The 23,104-nt window shown below is 41.1% G+C and carries 27 protein-coding genes; 17 read left to right on the plus strand and 10 right to left on the minus strand.

Features of this window, described 5'->3' with window-relative positions:
- The first annotated feature begins 13 nt into the window (after positions 1-13).
- The 3 genes from ACVW2L_RS12110 to ACVW2L_RS12120 are packed head-to-tail and all read left to right on the plus strand — an operon-like array spanning position 14 to position 2,183.
- The gene (locus ACVW2L_RS12110) at positions 14-889 is read left to right on the plus strand and encodes a UbiA family prenyltransferase (protein WP_457128231.1); all 876 of its coding nucleotides are present in this window, start codon (positions 14-16) and stop codon (positions 887-889) included.
- Between the two features lies 1 nt (position 890).
- Positions 891-1,511 (plus strand): class I SAM-dependent methyltransferase, encoded by a 621-nt coding sequence (locus tag ACVW2L_RS12115; protein WP_457128232.1) that lies wholly within the window; start codon positions 891-893, stop codon positions 1,509-1,511.
- 45 nt (positions 1,512-1,556) lie between these two features.
- Positions 1,557-2,183 (plus strand): RDD family protein, encoded by a 627-nt coding sequence (locus ACVW2L_RS12120; protein WP_457128233.1) that lies wholly within the window; start codon positions 1,557-1,559, stop codon positions 2,181-2,183.
- Positions 2,184-2,230: 47 nt separating this feature from the next.
- On the opposite strand, the gene ACVW2L_RS12125 is transcribed toward ACVW2L_RS12120, so the two are convergent.
- The 3 genes from ACVW2L_RS12125 to ACVW2L_RS12135 are packed head-to-tail and all read right to left on the minus strand — an operon-like array spanning position 2,231 to position 4,564.
- Positions 2,231-3,214: a LiaI-LiaF-like domain-containing protein gene (locus tag ACVW2L_RS12125; RefSeq protein WP_457128234.1), complete on the minus strand. Its 984-nt coding sequence runs from the start codon at positions 3,212-3,214 to the stop codon at positions 2,231-2,233.
- 32 nt (positions 3,215-3,246) lie between these two features.
- Positions 3,247-3,822: a PspC domain-containing protein gene (locus ACVW2L_RS12130; RefSeq protein ID WP_457128235.1), complete on the minus strand. Its 576-nt coding sequence runs from the start codon at positions 3,820-3,822 to the stop codon at positions 3,247-3,249.
- A 37-nt stretch (positions 3,823-3,859) separates the two neighbouring features.
- The gene (locus ACVW2L_RS12135; protein ID WP_457128236.1) at positions 3,860-4,564 is read right to left on the minus strand and encodes an SDR family oxidoreductase; all 705 of its coding nucleotides are present in this window, start codon (positions 4,562-4,564) and stop codon (positions 3,860-3,862) included.
- A gap of 77 nt (positions 4,565-4,641) precedes the next feature.
- Here ACVW2L_RS12135 and ACVW2L_RS12140 point away from each other — a divergent pair, with 77 nt between their 5' ends.
- The 3 genes from ACVW2L_RS12140 (at position 4,642) to ACVW2L_RS12150 (ending at position 7,514) form a co-directional block, all read left to right on the plus strand.
- The gene (locus ACVW2L_RS12140) at positions 4,642-5,901 is read left to right on the plus strand and encodes a TonB family protein (protein WP_457128237.1); all 1,260 of its coding nucleotides are present in this window, start codon (positions 4,642-4,644) and stop codon (positions 5,899-5,901) included.
- A gap of 129 nt (positions 5,902-6,030) precedes the next feature.
- Entirely contained in the window at positions 6,031-6,765 is a 735-nt protein-coding gene (locus tag ACVW2L_RS12145) for an MlaE family ABC transporter permease (protein WP_457130196.1), read from the plus strand.
- Positions 6,762-7,514 (plus strand): ABC transporter ATP-binding protein, encoded by a 753-nt coding sequence (locus ACVW2L_RS12150; RefSeq protein WP_457128238.1) that lies wholly within the window; start codon positions 6,762-6,764, stop codon positions 7,512-7,514. The genes ACVW2L_RS12145 and ACVW2L_RS12150 overlap by 4 nt, the downstream gene beginning before the upstream one ends.
- Positions 7,515-7,556: 42 nt before the next feature.
- Here ACVW2L_RS12150 and ACVW2L_RS12155 read toward each other — a convergent pair whose 3' ends face one another.
- The gene (locus ACVW2L_RS12155) at positions 7,557-8,732 is read right to left on the minus strand and encodes a carboxypeptidase-like regulatory domain-containing protein (RefSeq protein WP_457128239.1); all 1,176 of its coding nucleotides are present in this window, start codon (positions 8,730-8,732) and stop codon (positions 7,557-7,559) included.
- Positions 8,733-8,845: 113 nt separating this feature from the next.
- Between ACVW2L_RS12155 and ACVW2L_RS12160 the strand changes: the two genes are divergently transcribed.
- Positions 8,846-9,733 (plus strand): class I SAM-dependent methyltransferase, encoded by an 888-nt coding sequence (locus tag ACVW2L_RS12160; RefSeq protein ID WP_457128240.1) that lies wholly within the window; start codon positions 8,846-8,848, stop codon positions 9,731-9,733.
- A gap of 349 nt (positions 9,734-10,082) precedes the next feature.
- Positions 10,083-11,135 carry a hypothetical protein gene (locus ACVW2L_RS12165; protein WP_457128241.1) on the plus strand — a complete coding sequence of 351 codons (1,053 nt, stop codon included), beginning with the start codon at positions 10,083-10,085 and terminating at the stop codon, positions 11,133-11,135.
- A 177-nt stretch (positions 11,136-11,312) separates the two neighbouring features.
- Here the strand turns inward: ACVW2L_RS12165 and ACVW2L_RS12170 are convergent, their stop codons facing one another.
- Entirely contained in the window at positions 11,313-11,705 is a 393-nt protein-coding gene (locus tag ACVW2L_RS12170; protein ID WP_457128242.1) for a hypothetical protein, read from the minus strand.
- 34 nt (positions 11,706-11,739) lie between these two features.
- On the opposite strand from ACVW2L_RS12170, the gene ACVW2L_RS12175 reads away from it, so the two are divergent.
- From ACVW2L_RS12175 to ACVW2L_RS12185, 3 genes are all read left to right on the plus strand, one after another.
- A complete protein-coding gene (locus ACVW2L_RS12175) occupies positions 11,740-11,850 on the plus strand; it encodes a peptide-methionine (S)-S-oxide reductase (RefSeq protein WP_457128243.1) in 111 nt (36 codons plus the stop codon).
- Between the two features lie 27 nt (positions 11,851-11,877).
- On the plus strand, positions 11,878-12,672 hold the full coding sequence (locus tag ACVW2L_RS12180; RefSeq protein ID WP_457128244.1) for a 5'-nucleotidase, lipoprotein e(P4) family: 795 nt from the start codon (positions 11,878-11,880) through the stop codon (positions 12,670-12,672).
- 76 nt (positions 12,673-12,748) lie between these two features.
- Positions 12,749-13,618, plus strand: a complete 870-nt coding sequence (locus ACVW2L_RS12185) for an aldose 1-epimerase family protein (protein WP_457128245.1) — start codon at positions 12,749-12,751, stop codon at positions 13,616-13,618.
- On the opposite strand, the gene ACVW2L_RS12190 is transcribed toward ACVW2L_RS12185, so the two are convergent.
- Both ACVW2L_RS12190 and ACVW2L_RS12195 read right to left on the minus strand, forming a co-directional pair.
- Positions 13,619-14,365, minus strand: coding sequence for a PLDc N-terminal domain-containing protein (locus ACVW2L_RS12190; protein WP_457128246.1), 747 nt, complete (start codon positions 14,363-14,365; stop codon positions 13,619-13,621). It abuts the gene before it with no gap.
- Positions 14,366-14,532: 167 nt separating this feature from the next.
- Positions 14,533-17,403, minus strand: coding sequence for a DNA gyrase/topoisomerase IV subunit A (locus ACVW2L_RS12195; RefSeq protein WP_457128247.1), 2,871 nt, complete (start codon positions 17,401-17,403; stop codon positions 14,533-14,535).
- 125 nt (positions 17,404-17,528) lie between these two features.
- Here ACVW2L_RS12195 and ACVW2L_RS12200 point away from each other — a divergent pair, with 125 nt between their 5' ends.
- Both ACVW2L_RS12200 and ACVW2L_RS12205 read left to right on the plus strand, forming a co-directional pair.
- The gene (locus ACVW2L_RS12200; protein ID WP_457128248.1) at positions 17,529-17,780 is read left to right on the plus strand and encodes a hypothetical protein; all 252 of its coding nucleotides are present in this window, start codon (positions 17,529-17,531) and stop codon (positions 17,778-17,780) included.
- The gene (locus ACVW2L_RS12205) at positions 17,770-18,063 is read left to right on the plus strand and encodes a type II toxin-antitoxin system RelE/ParE family toxin (RefSeq protein WP_457128249.1); all 294 of its coding nucleotides are present in this window, start codon (positions 17,770-17,772) and stop codon (positions 18,061-18,063) included. Before ACVW2L_RS12200 ends, ACVW2L_RS12205 begins: the two co-directional genes overlap by 11 nt.
- Positions 18,064-18,085: 22 nt before the next feature.
- On the opposite strand, the gene ACVW2L_RS12210 is transcribed toward ACVW2L_RS12205, so the two are convergent.
- Positions 18,086-18,592, minus strand: a complete 507-nt coding sequence (locus ACVW2L_RS12210) for a YdeI/OmpD-associated family protein (protein ID WP_457128250.1) — start codon at positions 18,590-18,592, stop codon at positions 18,086-18,088.
- A 141-nt stretch (positions 18,593-18,733) separates the two neighbouring features.
- On the opposite strand from ACVW2L_RS12210, the gene ACVW2L_RS12215 reads away from it, so the two are divergent.
- A complete protein-coding gene (locus ACVW2L_RS12215) occupies positions 18,734-19,159 on the plus strand; it encodes a nuclear transport factor 2 family protein (RefSeq protein WP_457128251.1) in 426 nt (141 codons plus the stop codon).
- Between the two features lie 106 nt (positions 19,160-19,265).
- Positions 19,266-19,808, plus strand: coding sequence for a hypothetical protein (locus ACVW2L_RS12220; protein ID WP_457128252.1), 543 nt, complete (start codon positions 19,266-19,268; stop codon positions 19,806-19,808).
- A gap of 94 nt (positions 19,809-19,902) precedes the next feature.
- On the opposite strand, the gene ACVW2L_RS12225 is transcribed toward ACVW2L_RS12220, so the two are convergent.
- A complete protein-coding gene (locus ACVW2L_RS12225; protein WP_457128253.1) occupies positions 19,903-21,132 on the minus strand; it encodes an NADP-dependent isocitrate dehydrogenase in 1,230 nt (409 codons plus the stop codon).
- A 226-nt stretch (positions 21,133-21,358) separates the two neighbouring features.
- Between ACVW2L_RS12225 and ACVW2L_RS12230 the strand changes: the two genes are divergently transcribed.
- Both ACVW2L_RS12230 and ACVW2L_RS12235 read left to right on the plus strand, forming a co-directional pair.
- Complete coding sequence (locus ACVW2L_RS12230) at positions 21,359-22,075, plus strand: hypothetical protein (protein ID WP_457128254.1); 717 nt, start codon at positions 21,359-21,361, stop codon at positions 22,073-22,075.
- A 65-nt stretch (positions 22,076-22,140) separates the two neighbouring features.
- On the plus strand, positions 22,141-22,554 hold the full coding sequence (locus ACVW2L_RS12235) for a hypothetical protein (protein WP_457128255.1): 414 nt from the start codon (positions 22,141-22,143) through the stop codon (positions 22,552-22,554).
- Between the two features lie 9 nt (positions 22,555-22,563).
- Here the strand turns inward: ACVW2L_RS12235 and ACVW2L_RS12240 are convergent, their stop codons facing one another.
- Positions 22,564-23,097 (minus strand): hypothetical protein, encoded by a 534-nt coding sequence (locus ACVW2L_RS12240; protein WP_457128256.1) that lies wholly within the window; start codon positions 23,095-23,097, stop codon positions 22,564-22,566.
- Positions 23,098-23,104 lie beyond the last annotated feature (7 nt).

Below are 23,104 nucleotides of genomic sequence, written 5' to 3' on the forward strand. Positions count from 1 at the left end.
TTATTAGCCGCGGATGAAAAAGATCTTTCAGTCTGTTTTAAATTTTCTGCTGTTCAGCAATGTTTTTATGGCGTTGTGCGCTGTAGCACAGGCTTTGGTTACCTTCCATCTGCTACAAACACCTCCCCTGTATTCCGTTTTAGGTTTGCTGTTTGCTTCTACCTTGGGTATTTACAACTTCTGCATCCTGATTGATAAAAAGAGCGATCCGCAAAATTCTCCTTATATCCGTATTCGCTGGTTTTATGCCCATCACCGGCTTATGGTTACCATTACCATTGTTTGTATGCTCTGCCTGGTGCCACTGTTCTTTTTAATTTCTACACAATCAAGGCTGCTGCTTATATTTTTAGGCGTCCTGTCCTTTGCTTATGGCTTGCCGCTATTCTCTGTTGGCGATCATAAATTTGGTCTGCGTAACATCCCCGGTCTTAAGTCATTTTTGATAACGCTGGTATGGACATTAAGCATTGTTATGTTGCCAATTTTAGAAGCGCAGGATGCAAACCAGACAGCTATTTCTATGCGGGATAGCATGATACTTTTGGCCAAGCGCTTTTTGTTTATTGCGGCGCTCACTATTCCTTTTGATATCCGCGATCTATTTGAAGATCGCAAAACCAACCTGCGTACTATACCCGTTGTTTGGGGCGAAAAGAACGCCTACCTATTTTGTCAGGTGCTTTTAGCAGGATATATCGTTTTGTTGTTCCTATTCCGCAACAACGGCTTTAGTACCGATTTTTGGGCGCTAACCACTACAGCGCTACTCACAGGCTGGCTGATCTTCAAATCTGGCTGGCAAAAGGATGAATACTACTATTTTTTCTATTTGGACGGTGTGTTGATACTACAGTATTTGTTTTTAATGATACTTAGCTTTCAATAATATGGCCAACAACTACGATAATGCTGCATGGTTTTACGATGGCTTATCGCGGCTGGTATTTGGTAAAGCCATTGTAAACACTCAGGTATATCTGCTTCAATATATCAACCCGCTATCAAAAATATTGATAGTGGGTGGCGGTACCGGGTGGATATTAGAAAAACTGACAGCGCTCCATCCCGCCAGCCTTGAAATAACCTACGTAGAAGTATCAGCCAAAATGATGGCGACATCTGCCAAAAGACACACAGGTGCTAATGATGTAACCTTTATTACTTCGGCCGTGGAAAATGTAGTTTTTCCATCGGATTTTGATGTGGTGGTAACGCCCTTTTTGTTTGATAATTTTAGTGATACGACAGCTCAAAAAGTATTTAATCATTTAAACCTGGCCCTTAAACCGGATGGTTTATGGCTATACGCCGATTTTGAGCTGACGGACAAATTATGGCAAAAAATGCTGCTTAAAACAATGCACACTTTTTTTAAAATACTGTGCGGTGTAGAAGCTACCAAATTACCCGGCGTAAAGCACCTTTTTGCTGAACAACGTTATCGATCTCTTAATTCAAAGGCTTTTTTTGGCGATTTTATAAGGGCGACTGTTTACCATCGCCAGTAGTAATTTGCTTTAAAAAATGCTGCTAAATATCTACCTTCGGGCAATATGGAGAAAGAATATTACCTGCAGGATGGCGACGAGAGAACCGGGCCTTTTACCTACCGCGAGTTGGTACAAAAAGGGATGGATGTGCACACGCAGTTGTCAACGCCATTAAACGATAAGTGGCAGTTAGCTTCAGAGATGCCTGAGTTTATTGAATATTTTAAGTCCCGGGGCATTCACTTCCCTACCGGCGATAATCTGGCTAATTTTGGCATTAAAGCCGGAGCTTTCGTTATTGATTTTCTGTTAATCAGTATCCCGCTTGATATTTTGTTTGTTAAAATGGGTTGGATCACTATTCCAAAAAACGCCGCCATGTTTGAGATGCCACCACAAGCAGAGATGTTGCAATTACAGTTATATTTTTCCGTTGTGTTTTTGATCTATAACACCGTATTAGAGCTAAGCGATTTTAAAGGCAGCGTTGGGAAAAAAATTTGCAGCTTGGTTGTAGTTAATATCAACGGCGAAAAACTAAGCTTTATACAGGCGCTGGGGCGAAACTTGGGTGCCTTATTATCTTTAATAGTACTTTCGGGTTTGCCGTTCCTCACTATGCTTTTTAACGAGCATCGCCAGAACTGGTATGACAGCCTGGCGAAAACTTACATAGTAAAAACCAATTAAAAAAAGCGATGGGTTTAAATCCATCGCTTTTTTTAATTGCTGATGTACTAATATCTTTTTACACTGAAGGACGACATCCCGCCTTTAATTTTTATATACATTTTATTGGTTGCCTTTGCAAAACCCGGGGTTTCGTAAGCTCCATCGCTTACTTTGGTAAAGCCCTCAAAATTGTTTGATGAAAACGCTGTGCCTTTAGTAATTCTGCATGCTGCGGTAACCGGTATATTTATATCCACATCAGACGCGCCGGTTGAAATGTCAATGTTTGTAGTGGTTAATGGCTGACCAAATTTTATTTTGAAAGCACCTGCACCACCGGCCAGATCAAGTGAGCGCACCTTAAACTTCGATAGGTCAAAGTCAAGATCAGTTGCTCCGGTAGCCACATTGATGTTCCACACAGGGTTTACATTAAGTTTAAAAGTAGCAAGGTTTGATTTTTTATGATCATCGTCCCAATCAAAATGGCCCTTATTATCGCGCATTTTAAAATTAAGCACGTATAACGAATCTTTTTTATCAGTAGTTAACTGGTAGTTGCCAAAATACTCTTGCGTGTTGGCATTAAACAACTGGTTAGTGGTATCACTTAATTTGTAGGTTGTAGCGCCACCGCTTATGTTCAGATCTGCTACTGTAACGCTATCACTATAGGCTTCGGTAAATACAGCAGCTCCCTCTAACTTAGTTATCTTTCTGCCTTCGCTGTAATTCTCGTCGTCGTCGTCATCATTATCGTCGTCATCATCAAAATGATAAGCGTAACGGGTGCTAAACGGGTGATGTTTGGAGAAGTTGCCAAACAACAACAAACCAAAGCCTACAACAATAACGCCTAACTTTAACAGTGTGGCCCAGGTTGAGCGGTTATTAGCAAATATCAGGTTGATACCTATAACCACAATTACAATTGGCCAAAGGTAAAACAGGTTCCAGAAGTGAAAATTAAGGTAGCCGTAGTTGCGTAGTAAAAATGCAACACCAATCAGCATCAATACAACACCGGGAATTATTTTATTATTTTTCATGATCTTGTTTATTTAAATATTAGTGTTGTAAATTATTGTTCGGTTGATTGTGAAGGGTTGATCTCGTCAGCATCGGCTTTAAAGGCTTCTGCTTTTTCTTCCGCATCCCATTTTTCTTCAACAGGTTTAGGCTTTTTTTCCATTCCTGAAAATATGATTACTCCACCCATTACAATTAGTATTACCGGCCATACATCGTGAAAGCTTAAAAAAGGTATTACATCCAATTGTTCAAGTAAAAAGAACGAACCGAACAACACCAGCGCAATACCGGCTATTAGCCCTGCGCTTGAGCTCTTTTTCGGTTTCATTGCAAACGGTGGCACAGCACCCGGGTTAAAAGGGGGCACACCTGATTTAAAAGGATTAAAGGGTTCGTTTGATGGTGGAACGGTATAGTCTACATGCGGATTGCTTAAATGGTATGGTTTTTTAGGCAATACTATCCACAATACAATGTAAGGTAAAAGTCCAACGCCTTTTAAAACAACGGCCAATGCAAATATTACCCGTACTATAGTAACATCAACATTTAAATATTCGGCTAAACCGGCGCAAACACCTGCAACTTTTTTGTTTAGCTCGTCTCTGTATAATCTCTTTTCCATGATCTTAGTTTTTTCAGTTATTGTTTTAGTTTACAGTTTACACCTGTCCGTACACAGGCTTTATTATAATTTGATCAACATTGGCACCGGCGCTCATTTTATAAATGTTTATTATGGCCGAAGCTATGTCTTCGGGCAGCACCATTTTGTCTTTATCAACGGCTATGCCCTTCCATGAGTCTGTTAACGTTGAACCGGGTATTACTGCAGTTACTTTAACGCCGTATTGCTTCATTTCCAGCCTCATTACATCATTAAGACATAGCAGTGCAGCCTTTGTTACACTGTAAATTCCCGCTTCGGGGATAGGATCAAGCGCTGCAATTGAGCAAATATTGAAGATGTGACCTTCACCGACAGAAACCATACTTTTACCGAAAAAACGGTACAGTTCATAGGAAGGCATAAGATTAGTGTTTACAACTTTTAGGAATAAACTTTTTTCATCATCCAGTATACTCGATTGCACATACATGCCCAAACTGTTTACAATAATGTGGATTTGCCCCAATTTTTGTTGCGCTATTTCTGCAAAATTAAGCAGCTCTTCGCGGTTACTACCGTCGGCTGTAACTGTTACAACTTCAATATCCGGGTTTATAGTGTTAAGCTCAATTTTAAAAGCTTCCAGGTCTGCGGCATTGCGTGCACAAACAGCCAGGTTAATATTCTCGTTTGCAAAAGCTATGGCTATGGCGCGGCCCATACCTTTTGTAGCGCCGGTTATCAGTGCGTTCTTCATGGTATTAAATGTAAATATTATCAGCAGAATTGCTTAAATTTAATTTTGAAAGTATAATAAGAGACTACATTTATAATATGTCAAAATACCTGTTCAGCCTTATCTTATTTACATTCGTTTTCAACAGCGCCTATTCGCAGGGGAAAAGTGATACGCTGGTGTATTATGTGAAGAATGATGGAAGCGTAGTGCATGACAAGATTGAAGCAGATTTTGTACTTTTTATTCTTCCACAGACGCAGATAAATAATCTTAAGCTATTCCCTGTTATTGAATACTATCCCAACGGGCGAAAAAAGTTGATCACTACATCGCGTACAAATAGGTTTCCTTTAATAAATGAAGGCCCCTATTTGAGTTTTTTTGCTAATGGTAAACGGCGTACTTCTGTAAACAACAAAAACGGAAAGTCTGTTGGCGATGAGATTAATTACTATCCTAACGGGCTAATCTACACTAAAACAAGGCATGAGAGGCGTGAGGTCAAACTAATAGATTGCCTTGATTCTTTAGGGAATGTCCTTACAGCGAATGGCAGGGGGCAATGGATTATTTTTGATAATAATTTTAAAGCGGTAATAAGATCGTTTACTGTAAAAGATTATGTTGAAGAAGCTGTGTTTATTAATTTCGTTAAACCTAAAGGTCCGGTGGCTGAAAGGACAATGTGGCCCGGAGAAGATAAATATTTTACCGCTAATTCCTTAACAGATAATAGCGGTACATATAAAGAACTTCATCAATTTATAATTGACAGTGTTAAAATAGGTTCAAATGAAAAAGCCTTCGTCTATAGTGTTATTTATGTTGGTTTGTTTGTGGAAAAAGATGGTTCTTTAAGTGACGTTCAAGTTTTTCAGTCTACTTATAACACGCTTAGTGAGAAAATTATACGAGCGCTTAAATCCTGGGGTAAATGGCAACCCGTTTATAAAAACAATCAACCAATACGCGCTCCGTTTATTATACCGATAAATTTTCTACGTGACTCTTTATTGGCTGACACCAGCAGTAAAAATATATTTATCAATACTGGAACTACACCCAGTTTTAAAGGCGGATCTGCCGCCTTTACTCAGTTATTGAGCAAAAATATTATCTACCCAAAAGCTGAAAAGGAAAAGGGTGTAACGGGCGAGGTAATTACCAGTTTTATTGTAGAGAAGGATGGCACTATTAACAATATACAAATACATTCAACACCCTCTATTGGACTTGCGGAGGAAGCGATAAGATTTTTAAGGTCTTCGCCAAAATGGATACCTGCCACCATAAAAGGCAAGCCTGTGCGAATGAGGTACGATATGCCGATAAATTTTGCCTTGGGAAAAGATTAGCTCTAATACAACTAAACTCTTAAACAATCCTCATTAATTTCCGTTTATAATACGGTTAACATCTAATTTATACGCTGCTCCATACAGAAGCTCAAAGCAAAAATGTATTTTTAACCGGCATTATATTCAATTATGTTTTACAGTTTAGGTAGATATATCCTCTTATTACGATTAAGTTTTAAAAAGCCCGAAAAATTCAGTGTGTACTGGACGGAGGTAATGCGCGAAATGGTATCGGTAGGCATTGGCTCTTTGGGCATTATTTGCATTATATCCGTTTTTATTGGCGCGGTAGCTACTATACAGGTGGCTTTCCAACTGTCAAGTCCACTGGTGCCCCAAAGCATTGCAGGGGGCATCTCGCGCGACTCTACCATACTTGAGTTCAGCCCCACCATATCGGCTTTGGTGCTTGCAGGGCGTGTGGGCTCTAGCATGGCATCGCAAATTGGCACCATGCGTGTTACCGAACAAATAGACGCTTTGGAAATTATGGGTGTTAACGCACCCGGCTTTTTGATAGCGCCTAAAGTTATTGCCGGCATCTCCATGATCCCGCTGTTAACCATAGTTTCGGTAGGTTTGGGTTTGTGCGGCGGTTACTTAGCCTGCGTTATTACCCGCGACATTTCACCGTCAGATTTTATTACCGGGCTGCAGTCAGATTTTAACCCTGTTATCGTTACCGTTTGCGCTGTAAAATCAATTGTTTATGGCTTTTTAATAACCTCTATTTGCTGTTATAACGGCTTTTATACAGAGGGCGGCGCTTTAGAGGTTGGGCAGTCTGCTACCCGCGGCGTAGTTTACAGCTGTGTAATGGTGTTGTTTGCTGATCTTGTAGTTTCCAGCATGTTATTATGATAGAGATAAAAGATATTTATAAAACATTCGGCGAAAACGAGGTACTAAAAGGCATTAGCGCCAAATTTGAACCCGGCAAAAACCATCTCATCATAGGCGGATCAGGGTCTGGTAAAACCACGTTGCTTAAATGTATTGTTGGCCTGCACCAGCCTACCAAAGGCCAGGTATTGTTTGACGGCGCAAACTTTACCGAAATGAGTTTTGAGGAACGTGTGCCTATCCGTACAGAAATAGGTATGTTATTTCAAAATTCCGCACTGTTTGACTCTATGACGGTAGAAGAGAACATAATGTTCCCGCTTAATTTATTTACTGATAAATCTTACTCAGAAAAACTGGACCGCGCAAACTTTTGCCTGGAAAGGGTTAACCTGGAAGGTAAAAACAAGTTATTTCCGTCTGAACTATCTGGTGGTATGAAAAAGCGTGTGGGTATAGCCCGCGCTATATCTATGCAACCCAAATATCTCTTTGTGGACGAGCCTAACTCGGGCCTTGACCCACAGACGTCAATACTTATTGATGATCTGATAAATGAGATAACCGAAGAGTATAAAATGATAACCATTATAGTTACACACGATATGAATTCTGTTATGGGTATCGGCGATCATATTCTGTTTTTAAATAAGGGCCAAAAATGGTGGGAAGGTTCTAACAAAGACATTGCCCATACCGATAACAAGGAGCTGAACGATTTTGTATTTGCCAGCAAGTTTATGCGGGCGGCAAAGGCCAAGTTATAAAAAAGTGTCGCTTTCTTTATTTTTCACCCGCGACTCCGGTGGTTACTTCTGCTTTATTTTAGGTGGTTCCATTCCGTTCGGGATTGCATAATCTGATGGCAAAAATGCGGCAACTTGCCCCCAGGCAAAAAAACCACCCAGTATAACGCTTTTCACAGGGCTTATATCTCCGCTGCGGCTTATTAGCAGACTGTCCTGGCTGGGGTATATAGTAGATGCTTGCCCATCCGGCATCCGGAAGAAGCGCTGAACTGCTGAACCAGCCGCTAAAAAATCTGCCGGTTCTTTTTTAGGCGTATAAACTATATATAACTCAGTAGAATCTTTACTTAATAAACCTAAATTAAAGGTTTTAAAATTGTCATCAACCGTTTTAACATATTTATCAAAAGACTTAATCGGAAAGGAATATTGCGCAGGTATTTTCTGTCGTTTTTGGCCATAGGCGTCAATTGCATCCCGGTTTAACATCTGGTAAACAACAAAACCATTCTCGTCTAACGTATTGCTAAACATTGACCGGAAGAAATGCGGCACAGACCCTAAGTATGTATTAACCCGCTCATCTTCCCATTTTTTTTGCTGACGGGGGTTTCCCTTCATATCTTCAAAAAATAGTGTACCATCAAAACTGATCAAACTTTGGCGCCCGGAGCGATCATAAGTAAAGCCATTGAGTAAATACTTCATGGTGTAGCCCAAGGCCTTATTTTCAATGATCAGGAAATCAGAAGAAGAAGCAGTTATTATATTACGCCTTTTATCGGACCGAATTTTTATATCGTCGGTATTTAAAATCTTGCATTGCGCAGCATTTTTTGATCGGCCCAAAAAACACTCTGTAAATATTGCCAGCAGCCGTTTTCGTTCGGCAAGAGACATGGATGTAATGTTAACCGTGTTCAGCATAACATTGTCTTCCGCCAGCTTAAACCTAAAGCGGGCATCCTTGTTTTGCAGCATAAAAGCATGCTGCAAAATTTGATAACCTATCATTTTTACTACAAGGTTGTAGTTGCCGGGCTGCACTTGCGAAAAAACAAACCGCCCGTCCTTGTCACTTCCAGTAACCTTTCTTGAGTCGGCTATAAATATGGTAGCGCCTGGGATTGGGGCATCTTTATCGTCCGTAACTATGCCAGTAATATTGTATGTCTGCTGTGCCATAGCTAAGCCACCCCATAGTAGCAACATTACAAAAAATAAAAGCCTTCTCATATAACTACCAAATTAGTTATTAAAGTTGTATTTAACTATCGCTTGTTGTTTTTTATTTTAATTTTGTGCAATCAAAGGTGTCTCGTAAAAAGTAATACCTATAACATAAAAAGATGATCCAACTACTCACGCCCACCCACTGGAAAGATTACGAACTGATTGATTGCGGCGATTTTGAGAAGCTGGAACGTTTTGGCAATGTTATACTGATACGCCCCGAACCACAAGCTGTTTGGAGCAAAGCTTTACCGCAAAGCGAGTGGCAGCGACTGCACAACATCAGGTTTAAGGGGCGCTCTGCAACAGCAGGCGAGTGGGTTAAGAAAAATACTGCCACGCCGGATAGGTGGCACGTTGAGTATAAAAACCCCGAGGCGGCTATCAAGTTCCGCCTTGCGCTTACATCGTTCAAGCATGTGGGGATCTTCCCCGAGCAGGCCGTTAACTGGGATTACATATCGCAAAACGTAAAAAAATTTAAAACCCCTGAGCCAAAGGTGCTTAACCTTTTTGCTTATACCGGCGGCGCATCGTTAATAGCGCGCGGAGCGGGTGCTGATACTACCCACGTTGATTCTATAAAACAAGTGGTTACCTGGGGTAACGAGAACCAGGAATTATCCGGCTTAAAAGATATCCGCTGGGTGGTTGAGGATGCTTTGAAGTTTGTAAAACGCGAGCTTAAACGCGGCAAAAAGTACAACGGTATAATATTGGATCCCCCAGCCTATGGGCACGGCCCTAACGGCGAGAAGTGGAAGTTAGAGGACCAAATAAACGAGATGATGGGCGAGGTTACCCAATTGTTGCATCCCGATGAGCATTTTCTTATTCTGAATACCTACTCACTGGGTTTCTCATCAGTAATAGTTGAAAACCTTATCCGCGGCGCCTACCCTAAAGTAGAGAATTTGGAAATTGGTGAACTCTACTTACAGGCAACGTCAGGCATCAAATTGCCGCTGGGTGTGTTTGGTAAGTTTTGCAAGCATATAAAATAAGCTATCTTTAGGTATGACTTTAACCTACAACCTTACAGAAGATGATTACCTACAATTGCAATTATTCATTGCGTCAAAAAGCGAAAGAGTAACCAAGCTAATAAAACGTCGTCGGTTTTGGGTCACAGCTATTTTTATTTAAAGCTAAAAACAGGTGAACATTTAATAATTCCGAAGGCCCAACTCCATAACAATGACGAGGTACGTACCCTGTTAACAAATCTGTCAAAAAAATTAAACATCAATTTCATTTCAGATCTCAACTGGAAATGGAAATAGACTGTGGATAATTTTAATGTTTGCGGTAAACAAAAAGTGCTATTTTGCGTCTGTAAACTAAAACCAATACATGAAAAACCTTTTTCTTTCTTTCACCTTCGTTCTGGCTTCGTTAACGCTATTTAGCAACTGCACCCAAAGCAGCGGAACCAAAACAGGCGATACTACCAAAGTTAAAACTGCTGCAACTGCAGATGGCGAAGCGCCCGATACCACTACTGTTGCGCGCAACTACCCGCCTATTGATAAAGCACAGTACGATTCGTTGATGAAACGTTTATCGCACGGTGATACCACCGGTAAATGGCCGGTAAAAAATGCACCTTACCCCCTGCCGGGCGCAATTTTTCCGTATAAACGTATAGTAGCTTATTATGGCAACCTATACTCAAAAAAAATGGGCATTTTAGGCGAACTTCCACCTAAAGAAATGCTGGCTAAATTAAAAGGCGAAGTAAAAGCATGGGAAAAGGCAGACCCTAAAACACCGGTACAACCTGCTCTGCATTATATTGCTGTTGTAGCACAAGGCGATGGTGGTAAAGATGGTAAATACCGCTACCGCATGCCTTTTAAGCAGATTGACAGCGTGTTAACTTTAGCTAAAAAAGTTAACGGATTAGTATTTTTAGATGTGCAGGTAGCTTTAAGTAATATACAGGCAGAATTGCCGCTGTTTGAAAAATACCTGGCTATGCCACATGTACATTTTGGTATGGACCCTGAGTTTTCTATGAAAGACGGTTCTAAACCGGGCAAAAAAATTGGCACTTATGATGCTGCCGACGTTAACTATGTAACGGGTTACTTAGCGGGAATAGTAAAAAAATATAACATACCTCCTAAAATTTTGATAGTACACCGCTTTACTAAAAAGATGGTTACCAACTATCAAAACATAAAACTACGCCCGGAAGTACAGGTAGTTATGGATATGGATGGCTGGGGCGAACCAGAACTTAAAGGTGGTACCTGGCGCTACTTTATACAAAACGAGCCGGTGCAGTTTACAGGCTTTAAGTTATTCTACAAAAACGACCTTAAAAAGGAGCCACATCATATGATGACCCCAGAGGAAGTGTTAAAGAAAACACCAAACCCGATATATATTCAGTATCAGTAGACCGGCCCCCTCTAAATCTCCCCCAATAGGGGAGACTTTTGATTGGCATGTCTATAAATATAGAATACTCCAGCACAGAACAAAAAATCCTTAGCGTTGCTAAGGATTTTTTTGTTCTGAAAAGTAGGGCGACAATTAAAGTCTCCCCTACCGGGGGAGATTTAGAGGGGGCTGCGGTTAAAGTTTAGGCTCAAATGTAAACACCTGCTTATAATACTTAAAGTAGGCTACGCACAAAAACAGATTAAGCGCTATAATACCAATTCCTATTACAGCACCGGCCGGAGCAAGCACAATATGGAACAGGAAAATATTTAAGCTGATTGGCAGCAGCACCAACAGAAAAAATGCCGTAAGGCGGTTAACCAGTAAGGTTATTGCACTTAAAATTTCAAGCACTTTCATATATTGGAAGAAATATCCCGAGCCGAACAATCCGCTGGAGAAAGCTGTAGCGGCTTCGCTCATTTTGGGCTGATTCATGGGCATAAACGGGAAAAAGAAATTTATCCCAAAAAGGAGGTAAATTAACCCTAATAGAACGCGGGCTATCAATGTTGCTGTTTTCATGATGTTTAAATCTTAACTTTGTTAATATACACTAATGGAATACAAAAAAATCAGGTTGGCCAACGGTTGCATTTGGTGTATCAACGCTATATTTCAAACACTTAAGGGCGTAAAAAGTGTTAAACCGGGTTATATCGGCATGTAAATTAAAACCAAGCACCTAATAATGCGTATGAAAAGAATCCTTTCTCTTTTATTCTTTGTGCTGATAAGCACTTCCGTTGTAAACGCGCAGGATGCGGGTAAGTTATCTATTGTTAATGCCGGCAAGGTGTGGGCATCACTGTATCAGCAACGCGCGGCCGAGTATAAGGCCCTTTGTTTTCAGGCCTACAATCTGGCCCGTTTGCGGTTAGATGAAGCTTTAAAACGCAAAGGTGGGAAACCTTTGGCTGTTATTACTGACGTTGACGAAACGGTTTTGGATAACAGTCCGTATGATGCTGGGCGAGCCGTTAAGGACAAGGACTTTGATTTGACAGGCTGGAAGGCATGGACGGCAAAAGGTATAGCCGATACTGTACCCGGAGCGCCATCATTTTTTAAGTATGCGGCATCAAAAGGAGTAACGGTGTTTTATGTAACCAACCGGGAAGAGGACGAACGAGAAGGGACGACCAAAAACCTGAAGTTATACAACCTGCCTAATGCGGATCAAGCACACCTTGTTTTAAAGCAAAGTGTATCAAGCAAGGAAGTGCGCCGGCAGGAGATCTTAAAAAAATACAACGTGGTTTTATACTGTGGCGATAACCTGCCCGATTTTGATTCGGCTTATGATAACAAGCCCTTGCAGGATATGCGCAATGCCACTACAGAGCGCCTTAAAAAGTATTTCGGAAACAAGTACATCGTGATTCCAAACGCGGCTTACGGAGATTTTGAGAATGCCTTTTTGGGCAATCAAAAGCTTAATGCTGCGCAAAAGGATTCGGTTTTACGTGCTATTCTTAAGATCAATGAATAATTTTTAACTAAAAAAGGAAACAGTATAAAACGCTTTGCGTTATAAATTGAAGAATTAGCCGAACGATATAACCATTATGACGACTATTGAGAATGAACTTTATAAAGTAGCCATCCGCAACCAGGGTGGCGAGCTTACCTCGTTTTTTAACAAAGCAACAGGTGTTGAACATATGTGGCAAGCCGATGCCGCTGTTTGGCCCTGGCACGCACCTAACCTGTTCCCGGTAGTAGGCGGATTAATTAATAACGAGCTGATTGCAGACGGCAAAACTTTTAACATGCCACGGCACGGCTTTACCCGCACGTCTGAATTGTTACTAATAGAAAGTAGCCCCGTATCGGCTAAATTCTCATTACCTAATTGCGAAAAAACGTTGGCTGTTTATCCGTATAAGTTTGATTTTCAAATTCATTATGATTTGATAGATACTGCACTGCGCGTTACCTACAAACTTATCAATCACGATAAAAAACCCATTTATTTTTCAGTTGGTGGTCACCCTGCATTTAATGTCCCTTTCCATAAAGGCGAGAAATACGAGGATTATTATTTGGAGTTTGAATCTGATGAGCAATTAGAAACGCATCAGCTTTCGGCAGATGGGTTTTTTACCGGCGAGACCCGCGCCATCCCAACCCGCGACCGTATGCTTTTTTTAACTCGCGACCTGTTTGAAAAGGATGCCCTGGTGTTTAAAAATTTGAAATCCCGCGAGGTAAGTATTAAAAGCAAACTACACGGACTAAGCTTAACGGTTGAGTTCCCCCACTTTAATTATTTAGGTATATGGGCCAAACCCGGTGCAGATTTTGTTTGCATAGAGCCATGGCTGGGCTGTGCCGATATAGAAGGTAAGCATGTTGATATCAGTAAAAAAGAAGCGATACAGGAATTAAAAGTGGGGCACGTATTTGAAGCAGCTTATTTTATCACTGCGGAATAATTAAGCTGTTATTCTCTTTAGCTCGGTTTTGGCCTTGGCAAACCACACTTTATTGCTATTACGCTCAACGGCGCTTAAGTGCGGCTGCTCTTCAATTATGTGAGAGAATATAGTTGCCGCATCCTCAATTCTGTCCTGACGGATTAAAAATAAGCCGTACTCGTAGCGATTCTCAAAATAAGAGTACCGGCCCTTCATCAATTTAAACTCTTCTTCAGCAGCATCAATGTTGCCGGTTTGCTCAAGGGCTGTAGCGTACAAAACATGTATTCGCGACCGTGCGAATTGCGGTAGCTTATATAGCTTGCGCGCAATGGGGATTATTTCTTGATAACGACCTTGCTTATCGTAGGAAACGATGAGTTGTGCCAGTACATGCTCATTTTCTGCAAAAGCGCCTGTAAGGCTGGCTTTATATATTTCGACGGCTTTATCAACATGGCCGGCATTCAGATAAGCGTCGGCCAATTTTATTCGGTTCGCAAAGGTATCGGTAAATTTAACATCATTCTCCAGGCGTTTTAACTTTACACCGGGATCAAATACGGAGCTAATGTCTGGTGTTTTCATCCTGACACTACGATTGCTTATTATCTCCTGATAAATATAAATGAGGCTGCCTATTACCGGAAGAAACACAATTGCCCAGAGCCACTTTTGCTGCGTGCCCCGGCGAAAGCTGTGGATAAGGCAAAGGCCCTGTAAAATAAGCGGGATATAATACCAGTTGCCGAATAGCGAATACATTGTGAGGTTGCGTTGTTATCTCAAATATAGAAAAATACTTAAACCCTCTTTTATACTCGTTTAATAATTTGTCATTGCGAGGCACGAAGCAATCGCCGGGATGCATCGCGGTTATTCAAAGTTCGCGATTGCTTCGTGCCTCGCAATGACAAGCAAATTTTTATATTTTAAAACAACCCCAACTGCCCCTTATCGTCTATATCAATATCATCCGGGTTGGTTATTTCAAAGTCTATTTTTTTTGTTGCAGATTCTACCGATGGGGTTTTTGTTTCCACTAATTTTTCGTTTGATTCCGTCGGTGCTTCTGGTGATTTCACCGATATAATGGATGATTTCTCTGATTCATTGGATGGTTCATCTAATTCAATCTCTGTTTCATCAGCTGGCTCGTAAGGCACAGCCGCTAAATCTGTATTAACCTCCGCACTGGCCGATGGCGCTACGTCGGCAACCGTTTTATCTTCGGGAGTGACGATGATCTGGGTTTCTTCTACAGTATCCGGTTCCGGGTCTGGTACGTCCTCCGCATCATCATGCTCGGCCATAAGCGTAACCGTTTGCACTACATGTGCCGATAAACGGTTACCCATGGCCTTTACGCCTTTAACATCTATCAGATCAGCCAGATTCAGTTCAACAGTTTCCGGTGTCTTGGTGGCACCTTTTAACTGGTCTACCTTAACAATTGGCTGCATAGCGCCCGATATTAACACCATTTTTGATCCGCTCTCTTCGCTTATCAGGCTGGTTTGCTTGCCTATGGCAATATTCTCGAACAGGAAACGCTTCACCAGGTAATTTTTTGATTTGCCGTCAAAATGTACCACTGTATAAACCTTTTCAGGATTGTACTTCTCTATCAGCACCATCTTATCATCAAAATGGTTTTTCAGGTCAAAACTGGTCAGCTCAAAAATACCGCTGCTTAGTACCGTTAGAATACGGTCGTCTCCATCAAACTCGCCGAGGTATTTACCGCGCGCGTCAACATTAAGGCGTTTCAATATCTCATCATACCATATTTTCCTGCCGGATAAAGTAGAGATACCCTTACTTTTTAGCACTATCTTTTTAACCGGATACTTGGTAACTATATTACCCATTGAGTTACGGCCCTTAATAGTAATAGCAGCAAAATCCTCGTCGAACTGTAGCTTTTTTAACTTGGCATGGGGTTTAAGCTGTATGTTTATTATTTCGGCCTCGCCGTTAGGGTTGGCAGAAAAATACAACATTTTTGATCCTTTGCTGCCCTTGGTTAAGTCGTACTCCTTATCGCGCGTTACGCCGGTAACAGCAAAGCGCTTAATGTAAGCAACGCCACTTTGTCCGTCTTTATAAATCATGTTGTAAACGGTGCGCTCGTCGTTCTTTTTAAACACCGCAACATGAATAATATCCTTACCCACAAAAACCTTTTCCTGCACTTTGGTAATCAAACAGCGTCCGTCTTCGCGGAAAACTATGATCTCGTCAATATCAGAACAATCACCTACAAACTCGTCTTTCTTTAAACCTGAACCAATAAAGCCATCCTGCTTATTAACGTATAATTTAACATTGGCCAAGGCTACCTGGGTAGCTTCTACCTTATCAAAGGTGCGCAACTCCGTTTTGCGCTCGCGGCCTTTGCCGTATTTCTCTTTCAATTTAACAAACCAGTCTATGGCGTAATCTGTTAAATGCTTCAGGTACTGTTTAACCTGCCTTATTTCGCTTTCTAAACCTTTTATCTGCTCATCCGTTTTTTTCACATCAAAACGGGTGATGCTGCTCATAGGTTTATCAATCAGCTTCTTATAATCTTCCGGTAAGATCTCGCGGTAAAACTGCGGAAAGAAAGGCTCAAACAAACGGTTCAATACCAACAGTACTTCTTCAAAATTGGTAGAGCTTTCATAGTCGGGATGCTTGTACATTCCTTCCTGTATAAATATTTTCAGTAGCGAACTGAAAAATATCTTTTCCATCAGTTCCTTCAGCTTTATCTCCAGCTCCTGTTTTAACAGTTCGCGTGTTTTATGCGTGCTTTCGGTAAGCATATCGTTCACGCTCATAAAGCGCGGCCTGTCATCCTGAATTACGCAGGTGTTTGGCGATATAGAAACCTCACAATCTGTAAAGGCGTATAGCGCATCAATAGTAACATCTGGCGAAATACCCGGCGCCAGGTGGATTACAACTTCAACGTCGCGCGCGGTGTTATCCTCTATCTTCTTGATCTTTATTTTGCCCTTATCGTTAGCAGCAACAACGCTGTCAATCAAACTGCCTGTGGTGGTAGAGAAAGGGATCTCGGTTATCACCAGTGTCTTTTTATCGCGCTCGCTGATCTTAGCACGTACCCTTACACGGCCGCCGCGCTGCCCTTCATTATAGGCAGAGGCATCGGCCATACCACCCGTAGGGAAGTCGGGCAATAAGTTAACCGGTTCATTTTTTAATACTGCTATTGATGCATCTATTAATTCAATAAAGTTGTGCGGTAGTATCTTTGTAGCCAAACCTACGGCTATACCCTCGGCACCTTGTGCAAGTAACAGCGGGAACTTAACCGGCAAAGTTATAGGCTCTTTGTTTCGTCCGTCATAACTGGCTTGCCAAACGGTGGTATCTGGATTAAATACTACTTCTAAAGCAAATTTTGATAAACGGGCCTCAATGTAACGTGGCGCCGCAGCCGAGTCGCCGGTTACGGGGTCGCCCCAGTTACCCTGGCATTCTATCAGCAGGTCCTTCTGTCCTATCTGCACCATGGCGTCGCCAATAGAAGCATCGCCATGCGGGTGATACTTCATGGTATTACCTATAACATTGGCTGCTTTATTAAAGCGCCCGTCGTCCATCTCTTTAAGGGAGTGCAGTATGCGGCGCTGTACGGGCTTTAAACCGTCGTTAATATGCGGAACTGCCCGGTCGAGGATTACGTACGAAGCGTAATCAAGGAACCAGTTTTCGTACAGGCCGTCGAGTGAGACTATGTTATGTAATTTTTCTTCGTTGGCAGATGTATTTTCGTTCAGCTCTTCACTCATTCGTAACAAAAAATTTGGATGGGTAAAGATAATGGAATGTGCAGATGTGTTGATATGCAGATGTGCACATTTTTTGCACACTTTGACGGATATACACAATAAAGTTTAGCGTTTAATTGTTAAATTTGAGTATGACGACCATAACAGTTGAAATAGAAAAAGATCAGGACCTACCTGCTTTGGAGGCCGCTTTAAGTAAACTTGGTTTAAAGTACCATATCGACGAGGAAGATTGGGGCGATCTTTCGGAAGTCGAAATAGAGGGGATAAAAGAAGGTCTTTCTGATATAGAAGCAGGACGAGTACACTCTCATGAAGAAGTTATCGCTGATATGACGAAGCAATTGGAAGAATTCCGCAGAAAGAATGGCAAATAACATTCTGAAGTGGTCTAAAAGAGCGCGGGAAGATAATAGAAAATTGTTTGCCTATTTACTGGAAGAATGGGGAGAAGACATCGCACTAAGAGTAAGAAAGGAGATAGAAGAGTCTGCTGTTCGGATTAGGGATTTTCCTGAACAATTTCCCATCTTTTTGAGAGGAAAACAAATCAGACGCTATGTTTTATCAAAACAAACTTCAATTCTATTCAAGGCAAATAATGAGTTGGTGGAAAAATTGTCACGCTTTTCGATAATCGCCAAAATCCACAGAAGCTAAGAAACTTGAAGTAGTTTCCGCTTCAGTCCTTTCTCATCTCCCGTATCATTGTACCGTAATCCCAATTGCGCAGCATGGCGTTTACCGTGTTCACTATCCGCTTTGACCGTGTCTCGTTGGTTTTGGCGCTTTCAATCCATCTTATAAAATAATCGCGGTGAGATTTTGGTAGGCTGTTAAATTGCTGTAGCGCTTCCGGCTCAAAGTCAAAACACTCCTGCAGATCGGGGGGGACCTGAACTGTATAGTGTTTGTCTTCCTCCAGTTTAACCGTTAACATAGCCCCTGCATTTTTTTTGATAGCCTTGCGCACATCGGCTTTAAGCGCTAAAATAAAGTTGCCACTACCCATAGGTATAAGAGCCATGCCTGCAACTGCCAGGCCATCTAACATTCCTTTTACTCTGAATGATTTTTTATTGCCCGGTTTTAGCTGTTGAGCAATATCGGCAGGAATCTCAACATAGGTCCACCCGGTCTTCTCGCCCTGCGCCTCAAATTGCAGCATAATAGTGTTAAACTCAACCATTTTTTTCAGGGTGCCAGCAAGGGCTAAATGTTAAATTTTAGTTAAATAGTAAATAAAATTTAAATCGTCTGTAACGAATCGTCACCTGACGTTGTCATATGGGTATAAAAATAAATTAATAACCTTTAATACGATATTATTATGAAAACTTTAAAATCAATCCTTTTCGGTCTTGCCTTATTAGTGGCAACCGGCGTAGCAAACGCAAAACCAAATACAGCAAACACCTTGTCAAAAAACGACGTAGTGTCTGTATTCACCAACGCTGTTATTCATGGCAACCTGCAAAATTTAGAACAGGCTTTCGCTAAAGATGTTGAATATACCATTTATCGCGGCGAAAAAACTTTTAAACTGAACAAGCAAGCTTTGCTTGACTCATTTAAAGCTTCTGAGAATGTTGAACAATCATGCCAGTATTCTACCTCAATTGTATCTGATGTTGATAACACAATGGTGTTAAGATTAAACATGCAATACGAAGGCTATGTACGTACAAGCACCATTACCATTAAACAACAAGGCCAGGATTGGAAGATCACTTCAATTGAAACCCGCAACAGTTAATTTTAGTTTACGTTTAGTTTATAATTGAGAAAGGGCCGCGCTTATGTGTGGCCTTTTTTGTTGTTATTAAAAGGCAAAATCTTAAATTTACTGAAATAATTCTCCAATGAGGAACACCGTGACAAAGGCAGCTATTGTGCTGTTGACTTTAATATTCAACGTTGGCTACAAAGCTGCTGCCCAAAAAGATAAAGTGGTATGGACTGCGGAATACGAATCATCTTTTTATAACCAGCTTTTAAATGACGTTGCCCCCCGACTGCCCGACACCAATGTCAGAAAAGAATTTGTTACTTTCATGGTAAAACGATTTAAAGAAGAAGTGCCAGATGGACTGGAGTCACTGCCTCTTGATAGTTTCACTGCCTTAAGTAGTAAATTTGGAAAAGAATATGGGTTGGCCAATCAAAAAAAGGTAGCTACGATAGTTCCTGCGTTAACACCGTGGACCAAAGAACTTGAGGCCGGGTTAAAAGAAGCAATGTTAAAAGACGTAAAAAAGGAGAACTACAAAGAAATGGAAAAGCTTTTTGAGTGCACGTTAAGTCAGCTCAAAAAAATCTATCCAAAAGATGTAATGGTGCCGCTACCGCCAGATGTTTTACAAAAAGCGGCGGCCAACTGTGGCGCCAGGGTAATAAAACCCTGACAATTGACTATAATCATAACATTAAAAACTATATATAAAAAAAGCGCCCCTTTAACCGAGGCGCTTTTTTTATATATAGTTTAAGCGATTATTTTTACTTAACCAATTTAGCTTTCAAATTTTCGTCAATTGCTTCCAAAAACTCCTCGGTATACAGGTAATCTGTACCGTGCTGTACTTTTGGTTTAATGGTGATGGCCAAATCTTTGGTCATTTTGCCGCTTTCAACAGTTTCAATACAAACCTGCTCTAAAGTTTTACAAAAATCAATTAATTCCTGGTTACCATCCAAAATGCCGCGGAACTCTAAACCACGGGTCCATGCAAATATTGATGCAATTGGGTTGGTTGATGTTGGGCGGCCTGCCTGGTGTTCGCGGTAGTGACGCGTTACTGTACCGTGCGCAGCTTCTGCCTCCATAACAGTGCCATCCGGAGTAACCAATGTTGAAGTCATTAAGCCTAACGAGCCAAAACCTTGCGCAACGGTATCACTTTGTACGTCGCCATCATAATTTTTACAGGCCCAAACAAAGTTGCCGTTCCATTTAAGGGCAGATGCAACCATGTCGTCAATTAAACGGTGCTCATAAACAATACCTAACTCAGCAAACTTAGCTTTGTAATCGACTTGGTAGATCTCTTCAAAAATATCTTTAAAACGGCCATCATATTTTTTTAAGATGGTGTTTTTTGTTGACAGGTATAATGGCCAGCCTTTCATTATAGCCTGGTTAAAGCATGCATGGGCAAAACCACGTATAGACTCATCGGTATTATACATAGCCAGTGCTACACCATCACCTTTAAAGTTAAATACTTCAAATGATTGTGTTTCGCCGCCATCCTCTGGCGTAAAAGTTATGGTAAGTTTGCCTTTGCCTTTGGTTAAAAAATCAGTAGCGCGGTACTGATCGCCAAAAGCATGACGGCCAATGCAGATAGGCGCTGTCCAGTTGGGTACCAAACGCGGTACGTTGCTCATTACAATGGGCTCACGGAATACAGTGCCATCCAGTATGTTACGGATTGTGCCATTTGGCGATTTCCACATTTGCTTCAAACCAAACTCCTCAACGCGGGCTTCATCTGGTGTAATAGTGGCGCATTTAATGCCTACTCCGTACTGCTTGATAGCATTAGCGGCATCAATAGTCACCTGGTCATTTGTCTCGTCGCGATACTCCAGGCCAAGATCATAGTATTTAATATCCAGATCCAGATACGGAATTATAAGTTTGTCTTTAATAAATTTCCAGATGATGCGGGTCATTTCATCACCATCCAGCTCAACTACAGGATTGTCTACTTTAATTTTTGCCATACCAGATGCTATTGATTATTTAGGCCGCAAATATAAGAAAATTGAGTTTAACAGTTTATTAATTGACAATTTGCAATGAACATTGTGCAGATAATTACGTTGTGTTGTTGTTTTATAAAACTTAGTTGTATTTTTATCAGCTCTGACAGTGCTTATACTTTACACTTATAACCTATTGCTAAAAACAAATAATTTGGTTTTGAACCTATATGCCCCCAAGATCATTATGACCCAACGTTTTTTTAAAGCTGCTGCAGCAACCTTACTAATAAGCTTTTTATGTTTAAGCGCCAAAGCACAGCTTGGATTTGAATATGCGCAATATGATATAGGGTTTGGCGGCGCCATGAGCCGGGTTATTGGCAGCGATGCCGAAACCATTAAGTTTGCTCCTACGGGCCAATTAAATTTCACCTACAACTTAAGCCCTTATATAAACTACATTGTAGAGGCCCAGGGCGGGATTTTAAAAGGAGGAGCTGCAACCGATAAGTCAAAACGTGTTTTTGAAAATACATTTGCTGCCGTTATGTTAAGGGCACAGTTACAGGCCGGCGAGTTTATTAATTACTCAGACAGCAGAATGATGAACGGCCTTAAAAATTTCTACATTTCCAGCGGGATAGGCTTTGTAGTTAACAAATTAGATATTGACCCCCTTTTAAGGGTGCCAGACGACGCCGGTTTTTACACGCCCGGGCGTAATCATAGTAATCAGTTGCTTATACCCACCCGTGTAGGTTACGAGTTTAAGGTTTTTAATAAGTATAATCAGCCTTCGTTTAAAATTGATATTGGCTATCAATTTAACTACATTTTGGGTGATGACCTGGACGGATTTGAAACCGGCAAAAGCAAGAATGATGTATATGATCAGGTCTCTATTGGTGTAAAATTTGCAATTGGCGGCATTACCTCTTACCGCAAATCAATTAAGTATTAATATTACATGGGCCGTGTAATATTTGGCAAGGTTTTTACTGTATTAATCCGTAAAATACTTAACCTATGAATACCTACAATTCTAAAAACGAAAATTCTGACCGGGACCAAACCCTGAAGAATGAACTTGGCGAAACTATTAATAAGGAACAGCTGAGTTTTAACGCTGATGATAACAGCTACGAATTTGATGTAAAAGGCGATGATCCGGATTATGATCATCCCGACCCTTATAATACATCAGCCAGGAACGGCGAAGATTCTATTTCGACTTATGATGAGTCTAATCCTTATGCTGTTGACGAATATATACCAAATGAAAGTTTGGAAACAGATGTTGACAAGTTAGGCATGCATATTGACAGCACAGGAAGTATAGTTGATCTGGACCCGATAGATGAGGTTTTAGGACACACGCCCGAAGATGACCGCGACGATCTGGACGAGGAAGGCTATCCAAAAAACGACCGACCTAAATAATACTATATATTAGGGCATGCGTGTATAAACAACTTTAAACCCGTTTTTGGCGCTACCACCGGGTGTGCTGAGTATTTGTGGATCTATAGCCAGCCAGGTCATGCTGTTAGCGGTTAAGTTGATTATCTGTATTTTGTCGTTGACTGATCTGCCGAACGGATCCTGCTGTAACTGGATGTAAACACTACTGCCAGTTGTTGTTGTAAAAACACCCGGATCAGGCGCAACGGATGAACCGGTGAACAAATAGTTTTTTGAAGTATTACTAAGTTGAACGCCGCTGTATAAATTAAGTGGCGACAATAAACTTGATTGTACTACATTATTGGTTGAATAAACTTCAGTGTAAGTTGTAGATACCTGCCATTTACCGGTAAGCAAAGTAAGATCAACTGTGACAGATGACGTACCACCGCCTCCGCCCTTACTCTGATAAGCAACAAAATCAGGGTCATCGGGATATATAGGTGGATCCTTTTTGCATGCTGTGGCCAACAAACATAGCGCGAGAAAGCTAAGTACCGAAAGTGATTTTTGCTTCAACGTATTG

The sequence above is a fragment of the Mucilaginibacter sp. HD30 genome (assembly GCF_054061755.1).